Annotated in this window: 9 protein-coding genes; 2 read left to right on the top strand and 7 right to left on the bottom strand. The window is 59.9% G+C overall.

Annotated elements, in window-relative coordinates:
• Positions 1 to 179 precede the first annotated feature (179 nt).
• The 5 genes from ACA059_RS10825 to ACA059_RS10805 all read right to left on the bottom strand — a co-directional run bounded on the left by ACA059_RS10825 (position 180) and on the right by ACA059_RS10805 (position 6,628).
• Entirely contained in the window at positions 180 to 512 is a 333-nt protein-coding gene (locus ACA059_RS10825) for a DUF2790 domain-containing protein (protein WP_497633771.1), read from the bottom strand.
• 67 nt (positions 513 to 579) lie between these two features.
• A complete protein-coding gene (locus ACA059_RS10820; protein WP_497633770.1) occupies positions 580 to 780 on the bottom strand; it encodes a co-regulatory protein PtrA N-terminal domain-containing protein in 201 nt (66 codons plus the stop codon).
• Between the two features lie 136 nt (positions 781 to 916).
• Positions 917 to 4,069, bottom strand: a complete 3,153-nt coding sequence (locus ACA059_RS10815; protein WP_497633769.1) for a CusA/CzcA family heavy metal efflux RND transporter — start codon at positions 4,067 to 4,069, stop codon at positions 917 to 919.
• Between the two features lie 53 nt (positions 4,070 to 4,122).
• Positions 4,123 to 5,316, bottom strand: a complete 1,194-nt coding sequence (locus ACA059_RS10810; protein WP_497633768.1) for an efflux RND transporter periplasmic adaptor subunit — start codon at positions 5,314 to 5,316, stop codon at positions 4,123 to 4,125.
• Between the two features lie 49 nt (positions 5,317 to 5,365).
• Positions 5,366 to 6,628 carry a TolC family protein gene (locus tag ACA059_RS10805; RefSeq protein WP_497633767.1) on the bottom strand — a complete coding sequence of 421 codons (1,263 nt, stop codon included), beginning with the start codon at positions 6,626 to 6,628 and terminating at the stop codon, positions 5,366 to 5,368.
• A gap of 464 nt (positions 6,629 to 7,092) precedes the next feature.
• Between ACA059_RS10805 and ACA059_RS10800 the strand changes: the two genes are divergently transcribed.
• Together ACA059_RS10800 and ACA059_RS10795 are read left to right on the top strand one after the other, a co-directional pair.
• Entirely contained in the window at positions 7,093 to 7,767 is a 675-nt protein-coding gene (locus ACA059_RS10800) for a heavy metal response regulator transcription factor (RefSeq protein ID WP_497633766.1), read from the top strand.
• A complete protein-coding gene (locus ACA059_RS10795; RefSeq protein ID WP_497633765.1) occupies positions 7,764 to 9,173 on the top strand; it encodes a heavy metal sensor histidine kinase in 1,410 nt (469 codons plus the stop codon). The genes ACA059_RS10800 and ACA059_RS10795 overlap by 4 nt, the downstream gene beginning before the upstream one ends.
• A 315-nt stretch (positions 9,174 to 9,488) precedes the next feature.
• Here the strand turns inward: ACA059_RS10795 and ACA059_RS10790 are convergent, their stop codons facing one another.
• Together ACA059_RS10790 and ACA059_RS10785 are read right to left on the bottom strand one after the other, a co-directional pair.
• On the bottom strand, positions 9,489 to 11,231 hold the full coding sequence (locus tag ACA059_RS10790) for an ABC transporter substrate-binding protein (protein WP_497633764.1): 1,743 nt from the start codon (positions 11,229 to 11,231) through the stop codon (positions 9,489 to 9,491).
• A 47-nt stretch (positions 11,232 to 11,278) separates the two neighbouring features.
• A complete protein-coding gene (locus ACA059_RS10785) occupies positions 11,279 to 11,551 on the bottom strand; it encodes a DUF2160 domain-containing protein (protein WP_008146061.1) in 273 nt (90 codons plus the stop codon).
• Position 11,552 lies beyond the last annotated feature (1 nt).

Here is an 11,552-nt window from a genome sequence, read left to right as displayed (position 1 = left end):
TTTTGGCGTCCTTCGGGGCGCCTTTTTTATGTGCGTAGATTGAGAATTTGTAGGAACTGCCGAAGGCTGCGATCTTTTGATTTTGCTGTTCAAGATCAAGATCAAAAGATCGCAGCCTTCGGCAGCTCCTACAGGGGGATCCGATGTCAATTACCGCGTTTACAGAGAGGAAAGCGGTGTTAACCACCGCGTTTTCGGCAATCGCCTGCCACGGTGTATTTGATGGTATTGAGTTGGCCCTTCGAGTCTTCGTAGGTCATTGCGGTGGGGACTACAGCACAGGCAACTTGCGGGCGGACAACACTCACCACTTTCACCACGTCCAGCTTCATCCCGTATTCATAATCCTTGACCACCGGCGCCGGTTTGCCCTGGTTGGCCGCAAATTGCTCCATGGCTTTGGTGTTGGCACTGAGCGCGCGCTCGAACGTCCGGTCGCCGCCACCTTCAGCCAGCACATTCAGAGACATCGCCATCACGCCGGCGAACGTCATCAACTTGATAAATTTCATGTTCAATACCTTCATAAAAAAGCCCGGCATCGGCAATCGATGACGGGCTTATTCGAGTGCGACACACTTACAAATCTTTGGTCTTGTCGTCCTTCTTTTCATTCACAACGACTGGGTCGCGGGCCTGTTCTTTGGCTACAAACAGCTCCATCGAGCGCTCATTTGCCGTCATCATTTTTTCGAAAGTTCTGTCGCCGCCGCCTTCAGCCAGGACCACAGAAGACATCACCAACGCCACTGCAAACGCACTCAGTTGTGCAAGTTTCATGTTTGATTCCTCGTTAAATTAACTGACGGGATCAAGGTAACAATCCGAACCTTTCGTGACGGTGGCGTGGAGATTACATATCCGTTATGTGGCCCCCATTCTGTTGAATCAGGGCTCGCTCCCACAGGGGGATCACCTACTTAGTTGAAGCTGCGTCTTCGTCGCGTCGGTGGGCTAGCTGATACAACGCAGGCAATATCAACAGCGTGAGAATGGTCGAAGACAGAATCCCGCCGATCACCACCGTCGCCAGCGGACGCTGCACTTCCGCACCGGTGCCGGTTGCCAGGGCCATAGGAATGAAGCCCAGGGACGCGACCAGCGCCGTCATCAACACCGGCCGCAGACGCGTCAGCGCTCCTTCGTTGATCGCATCACTGAGTGAGCGCCCCTCCTCGCGCAGGTTGCGGATGAACGCGATCATCACCAGTCCGTTGAGCACCGCCACCCCCGACAGCGCAATAAACCCCACGCCCGCCGAGATAGACAGCGGAATGTCCCGCAGCCACAACGCCATGACACCACCGGTCAAGGCGAACGGAATCCCGGTGAATACCAGCAAGCCATCCTTGAGGTTGTTGAACATCATGAACAACAGGCCGAAGACCAACAGTAATGCCACCGGCACCACGATTTGCAAGCGTTTGGCCGCCGACTGCAGCTGCTCGAACTGCCCACCCCAGCTGGTCCAGTAACCCGCCGGAACCTGAACATCGCGCTCGATCACCTCGCCGGCCTCTTTAACGAAGGAGCCAATATCCCGCCCGCGAACATTGGCACTGACGATCACCAGCCGCTTGCCGTTTTCGCGGCTGACCTGGTTCGGCCCCAGCACAAGATCAAGGCTGGCGACCTCCTTGAGGGCGATGAAGCCAATCTGGTCGGTCGCGCCACTGAGCAGCGCTGGCACCGGAATCAGCAGCGCCGACAGGCCCTCAATGTCCTTGCGCATGGCATCGGACAGACGCACCACCATGTCGAAACGCCGATCGCCCTCGTACAACGTCCCCGCCTGGCGCCCACCGACCGCCACCGCAATGGTGTCTTGCACGTCACCGACGTTGAGCCCGTAACGCGCCGCCTTGTCGCGGTCGATGTTAATGGTCAGCACCGGCAGGCCAGTGGTCTGCTCGACCTTGACCTCGGACGCGCCACTGACCTTCTGCATGGCAGCAGCAATCTTCGCCGCCGTGGCGTTGAGCACTGCCATGTCATCGCCGAACACCTTGACCGCCACGTCGCTGCGCACGCCGGAGATCAGCTCGTTGAAACGCAGCTGGATCGGCTGCGACAGTTCATAGTTGCTGCCCGGCAGCGTCGCGGCCGCTTGTTGCAGTTCGGCCATCAGGGTCTCGCGGGACTTGCCCGGATCCGGCCACTGCTCTTTGGGCTTGAGCATCACGTAGCTGTCGGAGATGTTTGGCGGCATCGGGTCGGAGGCGATTTCGGCGGTGCCGGTACGGGCGAACACGCGCTCGACCTCCGGCACTTTGCCGAGGATCAGGGTTTCCAGACGCTGCTGCATATCCACCGACTGGGTCAGACTGGTGCCCGGCACGCGTAACGCTTGCAAGGCAAAATCGCCCTCACTGAGGCTCGGCACAAACTCACTGCCCATGCGACTGGTCACCACGCCGCTAAACGCAATCACCCCGAGTGCCATGCCCACGGCCAACGCACGATGGCTCATCACCCAGGCCAGCGCCGGTGCATACACCCGCCGCGCGCCGCGCATGACCACGCCCTCCTCTTCTTTGACTTTGCCGGTGACGAACAGCGCGATGGCCGCCGGAACAAAGGTCACCGACAACAGCATGGCGCCCAATAGCGCGATGACCACAGTGAAGGCCATCGGGTGGAACATCTTCCCTTCGACACCGCTCAGGGCGAAGATCGGCAGGTACACCACCATGATGATCAACTGGCCGAAAATCAGCGGCCGGCGCGCCTCTTTGGCCGCCGCGAATACTTCGTGGAAACGCTCGGAACGGCTCAGCAAACGCCCGTGATGTTGCTGCGCATGGGCCAGCCGTCGCAGGGTGTTTTCGACGATCACCACCGCGCCGTCGACGATGATGCCGAAGTCGAGGGCGCCGAGGCTCATCAGGTTGGCGCTGACCTTGTTGGTAAACATGCCGGTGAAGGTGAACAGCATCGACAGCGGAATGACCATCGCGGTGATCAACGCCGCGCGGATGTTGCCCAGGAACAGGAACAGAATCGCAATGACCAGAATCGCGCCTTCCACCAGGTTCTTCTTCACCGTGGCAATGGCCTTGTCCACCAGGTGCGTGCGGTCATACACCGGAACCGCGATCACGCCTTTGGGCAGGGAGCGGTTGATCTGTTCAAGCCTGGTAGCCACTGCCTGGGAGACCGTTCGGCTGTTTTCGCCGATCAGCATGAACACCGTGCCAAGCACCACTTCGCGACCGTTTTCGGTGGCGGCACCGGTACGCAGTTCGCGGCCGATGTCTACGGTCGCGACGTTCTTGATCCGGATCGGCGTACCGTCGACATTGGCCATCACGATATTGGCGATGTCGTCTGTGCTTGCCACTTGCCCGGGCGCACGAATCAGCAGCTGCTCGCCGCTGCGCTCGATGTAACCGGCGCCAACGTTGGCGTTGTTGCGCTCCAGCGCCGTGACCAGATCGGTGAGGGTCAGTTTGTAAGCCGCCAGCCGTTTCGGGTCGGGGGCGATCTGGTACTCCTTGGCGAATCCGCCGATGGTGTTGATCTCGGCCACACCGGACACGTTGCGCAATTGCGGCTTGATGATCCAGTCCTGAATCACCCGCAGGTCGGTCGGCGTGTAGGCCGTTCCGTCGTCCTTGAGCGCACCTTCCTGCGCCTCCACCGTCCACAGGAAAATCTCGCCAAGCCCGGTGGAAATCGGCCCCATCAGCGCTTCCGCACCTTCGGGCAATTGCTCCTTGGCGATCTGCAAACGTTCGTTGACCAATTGCCGGGCGAAGAACAGATCGGTGCCGTCCTTGAAGATCACCGTGACCTGCGACAGCCCCGAACGCGACAGCGAACGGGTCTGCTCCAGCGCCGGCAGACCGGCCATGGCGGTTTCAATCGGGAAGGTAATGCGCTGTTCGGTTTCCAGCGGCGAGAACCCGGCCGCGCCGGTGTTGATTTGTACCTGGACGTTGGTGATGTCGGGCACGGCGTCGATCGGCAGCTGTTGATAACTGGCGATGCCGAGGCCGGCCATGAGCAGAACGGCGAGCAGCACGATGATGCGCTGCTCGATGGCAAACTGGATCAGGCGTTCGAACATGAGAACCTTCCGGTCGAGGGTGACGGATCAGTGGGAGCCTTCAGCGTGCTTCTTCAATGAGAGTGCTCGGCCGAGGCTTTGCCCAATTCCGATTTGAGGACGAAGCTACCGGCACTGGCGACTTGCACGCCCGGTTCCAGCCCTTGGGTGACTTCCACCAAACCGGCCGCGCGACTGCCCAGTTCCACCGACTGCGCCTTGAAGCCGTCGTCGGTGCGCACGAATACCGTGGGTTTGTCCTCGACGGTCTGGATCGCGATTTCAGGTACGGCGACCTTGGCTTGGCGACTGTCGGTAGCAACCAGCGCGGTGACGAACAGACCGGGGCGCCACGAGCCTTGTGGATTTTCCAGGGTCACGCGGACAGTTGCAGTGCGGGTCTGTTCACCGAGCAAACTGCCGACGTAGGCGACGGTGCCGGCGACTTCGGCATTGAGTTCCGGGGCGCTGACGGTGACCGGTTTGCCCACTTGCACCTTGTTCAGATCCTTGGGCGAAACGCCGAACGTCACCCACACCCGCGACAGGTCGGAGAGCGTAAACGCCGCCGTGGTTTCATCGACCACCTCCCCCGGCGTCAGATGTTTTTCCACCACCACGCCGTCGAACGGCGCGCGCAATTCGTAGCGATTGCCGCCGGTGGCGACCACGCTGCCGCTGAGTACGCTGATTTTTTGCCGGGCATTGGTCAGGGCAATTTCGGCTTCTTCCAATGCTTGACGTGCCTGAAGGAAATCCTGCTCGGCGGAGATCTTGTCCTGCCAAAGTTTTTTCTCGCGTTCGTAGGTGGTGCGCGCCAAGGTCAGGCGACGCTGTGCGGCAGCCTGTTCGCTGCGCTGATCGGAGATCTGCTGACTGGCGATCACCGCCAGCAACTGGTCCTTCTTCACCCACTGCCCGAGATTGACCGACACCGACTCGACCACGCCGGGGACGCGCGGCACCACGTGCGCGGTACGGTCTTCGTCAAAGCGCACTTCACCGGGGAACGGCAAGCCGAGGCTGATGTTCTGCGCCCGCGCTTCGGCCAATTGAATGCCCGCCGCTGTGATCTGTTCGGTGCTCAACTTCAAGTGCCCTTCTTCTGTATGTTCGCCGTCGGCTGCAGCGCCTTCTTCAGCATGATCGGCGTGTTCCGCCGCTTCATCGGCGTGAGCGTCGATGGACGCATTGCCCGGCCACATCGAGCCAATACCAATGCCCAGCGCCAACGTCGCCGCAGCAACTACGATCAGTTTTTTTTCCATGGAAACTCCTCTGCGCCATGTCATCGCGCAGTGATCTAAAAGATGAAATTCAAGGGCTGACGGTGAGGTCGCCGAAGATGCGTTCGATGCGTACTCGCGCATCCGTCGCCTCGCTGACGGCCTGGATGTATTGGCTGCGGGCGCTGATCAGGGTGCGCTGGGCGTCGAGCACGTCGAGGAATCCGAACTTGCCCATTTCGAAGCCGCGCGTGGCGCTGTCGACCGCACTTTGCGCGGCGGGCAGGATGGTCTGGTTGAACGCTTCGACTTCGCCGTTGGCGGTCTGCCATTGCTCAAGGGTGGTCTGGATTTCCGTGCGCAAACGCAGCTCAGTGGCGTTGCGCAGATCCCGTGCCTGATCGCTGCGGCGCGCAGCCGCCAGCACGTTGCCCTGATTGCGGTTGAACAGCGGAATCGGCATCGATAACCCGACCACGTTGACACGCTCGCGCTCGGTTTCGCTGTATTGGCTGCCAATGCTCACGGTCAGGTCGGGAATGCGCTGCGACTTTTCCAGACCCAATGAGGCTTCGCGCTGATCGATCTGCAATTTGGCCAGACGCAATTCGGCGGTCTCATTCAGGCGCTCAAGCAATCGGGGCGGCGGTGGCACGGTCGGCAGGCTTTGCGTGGCCGCTTGCACGGTGGTCGAGGTTGGCAACGGTGAGCCCATGACCTGCGCCAATTGCTGATAGGCGTTGGCCTGATCGCGGTCGGCGCGGCTCAGTTCCAGGCGCACTTCGGAGCGTTGCACTTGCGCACGGGTGCCTTCGACCGGCGACGACTTGCCCGCCTCGATGCGTCCTTGTGCGACGCGCAAACCGTGTTCGGCGAGTTGCAGCGACTGGCGGGACAACTGCAAGCGTTGTTGCGCGGTCTGGGCGCTGTTGAACGCCTGAATCACATCGGCGCGCAAGGCATTGCGCTTGCGCTCCAGTTCGATCCCGGCGGCGTCTTGGGCGCGGCTGGCGACATCGATCCGCGCGCCGCGCTTGCCGCCCAGTTCAATCGGCTGGCTGAGCATCACTGTGGTGGTGCGCGAATCGCGGCGGGTGTCCTCGGCTTCCCACGACACTTCGGGGTTGGGGATCAGACCGGCCTGCTGGCGGTCACCTTCGGCGATGCCGATTTCCCATTGCGCCGCTGCCAGATCCGGGTTGCCGGCGAATGCGGTTTGCAGGGCCTGATCGAGGGTCAGGGTCGATGCATTCGCAAGAGGCACGCCGACCAGCAACAAACCGCCGCTGACCATGACCACCCACGCAGTTTTTTTCAGGCGTGACCGCGCCGTCAGTTCTCTTAAACCGGGCAATGGAGTACTTCCTTTAATCAAGAATCTTCGATGCCGCCACGGTAGGGTTTTGAACTTATCGACAAGGTGACTGAAACATTACAAATCCGTTATCCACGGTTGCGCCAAGTTGTTTTGCTCTAGCATGCAAAGTGCAAACACCTAACTAGCAATACATAGAAACAAATGATGTGCCGTCATCCGCTGAACAGTACTTGTTTCAATTCAGCTCTCATGAGGCAGATGGATTTTTGTTCCCGCCCGCTGCGACAGGCTGTCGCAGACTGCGGTTTTAAAGCCTCAACACCGAGTTATCGGTTGACTCTGTAGTCACTACAGCCTTTACCTTGCACGCCTGCAAACGGAGAAAACGCTGTAGGGAAATAGTTGTTTGTTATTCAAACCCGCCCGGAAGCCCTTACAAAAACAACAACTTTCCCGGCCACCTTAATTAAATATCCATTCAATGAAAGTGGTGATTGATCATGCGAATCCTTGTCGTCGAGGACGAGCTTAAAGCTGCCGAATACTTACATCAGGGACTGACGGAAAGTGGTTATATCGTTGACCACGCTGCCAATGGCGCGGATGGATTGCATCTGGCGCAACAACAGGTTTATGACCTGATCATTCTGGATGTGAACCTGCCGGAACTGGACGGCTGGGGAGTGCTGGAACAACTGCGGCGCACTCACTCCACCCGGGTGATGATGCTCACCGCGCGCGGTCGCCTGGCTGACAAGATTCGTGGCCTCGATCTGGGCGCCGACGATTATCTGCTCAAGCCGTTCGAGTTTCCGGAATTGCTGGCACGGGTGCGCACTTTGATGCGCCGCAGCGAGCACATCCCGGTGCCGCAGGTACTGAAAGTCGCCGACCTGGAACTCGACCCTGGCCGTCATCGTGCGTTTCGTGGCGAACAGCGCATCGACCTGACCACCAAGGAGTTCGCCCTGCTGCATCTGTTGATGCGCCAGTCCGGCGAAGTGCTGACCCGTACCCAGATCATTTCGCTGGTGTGGGACATGAACTTCGACTGCGACACCAACGTGGTCGAAGTGTCGATCAGGCGTTTGCGGGCGAAGATCGATGACCCGTTCGACAACAAGTTGATCCATACCCTGCGCGGTGTCGGCTACGTGCTGGAGTCGCGGGAATGAAGCCGGCCAGCCTGTCGATGCGGCTGGGGCTGACGGTCAGTATTCTCGGCGCGCTGCTGGTGGTGTTCCTGGCGATCCTGGCGTATTTCGCCCTGACCCATGAGCTGAACGCGTTATCCAGGGACAGTCTGGAAAAGAAGATGGAGCAGGTTGAACACAGCCTGTCGCTGTACACCTACACCGGCGAAATCAGGACGAAACCGCACATCCTGCTTGATCAGGTCATGGGGCATGACAACCTCACGCTAACGATTTACGACCACAGCAACCTGCGCACACCACTGCTCAAATCCGGCACCGGCATGGCCGATCCGCGACTTGAATTGAAGGCGGTGCGGGCAGTCAGCGACGAGTTGACATACACCACCAGCACTGACGCCAAGGGGGCGAAATTCCTCACGGCGTCCAGGCTGATCAGCCTCAAGGACGGCACCCGCGTCCCGGTGCTGTTGTCGATGGACAACGCTCACGATGAGGCCTTGCTCAGCGCCTACCTGCGCTCGACCCTGATTGCCTTGCCGTTGCTGCTGATCTTTATCGGACTGAGTGCCTGGGGCGCGGTCCAGCGCGGTCTGGCGCCGATGCGCGAATTTCGCAAAGTGGCGGCGATGGTCTCGACCCAGGATCTGGATCATCGGCTGTCGGTGGTGAACATGCCCCAGGAGCTGAGCGAACTGGCGCAGGGCATCAACTTCATGCTGCACCGCCTCGACGCCGGTGTGCAGCAGCTGTCGCAGTTCTCTGATGATTTGGCGCATGAGCTGCGTACGCCGATCAACAATTTGATGGGCAAGGCACAGGTGACGTTGTCCCGCGAGCGCAGCGTGGATGAGTACAAGGATGTGCTGGTTTGCTGCACTGAAGAGCTGGAGCGCGTGGCGCGGATTGTCTCGGACATGCTGTTTCTGGCACAGGTCAGTCACCCGTCGGCGCTCGCGCCGTTCGAGTCGGTTGCCCTGGAAGAAGAAGCCTGGAAAGTCGCCGAGATGTTTTCCCTGTCGGCGCAGGACAAGCAGATCCATCTGAACGTGGTCGGCAGTGCGCGGGTGATGGGTGACCGGTTGATGATTCAACGGGCGATCTCGAATTTGCTGTCCAACGCGCTGCGCCACTGCCCGGTCGGGAAAACCGTGACGCTGCTGATTGAGCGGGGCGCGACCCAGGTTTCGTTGCTGGTCAGCAACCCTGGCGCGGGGATTGAGGCACAGCATCTGCCGCACCTGTTTGATCGGTTCTACCGGGTCGACAGCAGCCGCTCGCGTTCACAGGGCAGCACCGGGCTGGGGTTGGCGATTGTGCGGTCGATCATGAGCCTGCATCAGGGGGTGGCCGAGGTGAAGAGCTTGCCGGGGGCGATGACGGTGTTCAGGTTGGGATTTCCTGCGGTTGAGGGGGTGGCGCACTGAGGTGTCAGGCTCCAGACCTCCAATGTCCGGGCCGGCCCTTCGCGGGCAAGCCCGGCTCCCACAGTGATCGGGTTTGCAAACACCACTGAAACCTGTGGGAGCGAGCTTGCTCGCGAAGGCGCCTGGTCAGTCAACACCCTTGTTGCCTGACACACTGCAATCGCGAGCAGGCTCACTCCTACAAGAGCTGTGCCAGTCACAAATGCTGTGAACACCGCGGCTCATTGTGGGAGTGAGCCTGCTCGCGATTGCAATGGATCAGGCGCCAAAGAAAACGGCACCTCTCGGTGCCGTTTGCGTTTCACAGCTCAGACGTTACTTACGCGCCGCCTCCCACGATTTCAGCAGTTCGGCATAGCTCACGGTTTCACCTTTAGGCTTCTCGTTCGCCAGTTTCGGCTTCGGTGCACCCGGTTGGTCCAACCAGTACTGCGCGTCGCGCTCGGGGTTCATTTTCGGTGCGCAGGTGGCTTGCGCCTTCGAGCGTTCCAGACGGGTCATGATCGCGTCCTGATCCTTGGCCAAACCATCCAGCGCCTGTTGCGGGGTTTTCTCGCCGCTGGCGGCTTCGGCGATGTGGCTCCACCACAGTTGCGCCAAGCGCGGATAGTCCGGCACGTTGGTCCCGGTCGGGGTCCATTGCACACGGGCCGGGCTGCGATAGAACTCGACCAGACCACCGAGTTTCGGTGCCAGGTCGGTCATGGCTTGCGAGTTGATGTCCGACTCGCGGATCGGCGTCAGGCCGACGATGGTTTTCTTCAGGGATACGGTTTTCGAGGTCACGAACTGCGCGTACAGCCAGGCCGCGAGTTTTTGCTTCTCAGGCGTGGACTTCATGAAAGTCCAGGAGCCCACGTCCTGATACCCGAGTTTCATGCCCTCCTCCCAGTACGGCCCGCGCGGCGACGGTGCCATGCGCCATTTCGGCGTGCCGTCGGCGTTCATCACCGGCAAGCCCGGTTTGGTCATGTCGTCGGTAAACGCGGTGTACCAGAAGATCTGCTGGGCGATGTTGCCCTGGGACGGCACCGGACCGGATTCGGAGAAGGTCATGCCCGCCGCTTCCGGTGGCGCATATTTCTTCAGCCAGTCGACGTATTTGGTGGTTGCATAGACCGCCGCCGGGCCGTTGGTGTCGCCACCGCGGGTCACACTGGAGCCGACCGGATGGCAGTCCTCGACGCGGATGCCCCACTCGTCCACCGGCAAGCCGTTGGGAATGCCCTTGTCGCCAGCACCGGCCATGGAGAACCAGGCATCGGTAAAGCGCCAGCCCAGGGACGGGTCTTTCTTGCCGTAGTCCATGTGCCCGTAGATTCGCTTGCCGTCGATTTCCTTGACGTCTTCGCTGAAGAACTTGGCGATGTCTTCATAGGCCGACCAGTTCACCGGCACGCCCAATTCGTAGCCGTACTTTTCCTTGAACTTGGCTTTCAGCTCTGGCCGTTCGAACCAGTCGGCGCGGAACCAGTAGAGGTTGGCGAACTGCTGGTCGGGCAACTGATAGATCTTGCCGTCCGGCGCGGTGGTGAACGAGATGCCGATGAAGTCTTTGATGTCCAGGGTCGGCGAGGTGTAGGCCTTGCCTTCGTTGGCCATCAGGTCGGTGATCGATTCGGTTTTGCCGTAGCGAAAGTGCGTGCCGATCAGGTCAGAGTCATTGACCCAGCCGTCATAGATGTTCTTGTCCGATTGCATCTGGGTCTGCAGCTTTTCCACCACGTCGCCTTCCTGCAGCAAGTCGTGGGTCAGCTTGATCCCGGTGATCTCGGTAAAGGCTTTGGCCAGCGTTTTGGATTCATATTCGTGGGTCGCGATGGTTTCCGAGACCACCTTGATGCTCATCCCGCGAAACGGCTCGGACGCCTTGATGAACCACTTCAGCTCTTCGAGCTGCTGGGCTTCGGTCAGGGTGGACGGTTTGAATTCGCTGCCAATCCATTTCTTGGCCGCGTCTTCATAGGCATCGGCCCAGGCCGCAGCGCTCAACCCGCTGAGCGCCAGCATGGCTGCCAATGAAACGCTATGTCGCAGCTTATTGTTTTTGTCGAACATAGAGACCTCCTTTTAGGGTTTCGGAGCAACTTTGCCGAGCGATTCGACTAGCCCCAACGCATCACAGCCAACAGCCACACCAGGGACAACGCGAACGCAACCCAGATGCTCCAGTCGGTGACGCCGATTACCAGCAAATGCAGGTAGGCGCTGCCGAGAAGACCGATAAACAACCGATCGCCACGGGTGGTGGCAATCGGCAACAAACCACGCCGAAGAATGCTCGGCGAACGCAGTTCCCAGGTCGTCATGCCCACCAGGATCAAGGCAATGACGCTGAAGAATGCCGCCGTAGGGCCGGTCCAACTCATCCATTCCATC

The organism is Pseudomonas sp. LBUM1647 (assembly GCF_059716175.1).
Note: the sequence above shows the minus strand (reverse complement) of the source record. Positions and strands in the feature narration are given on the sequence as shown.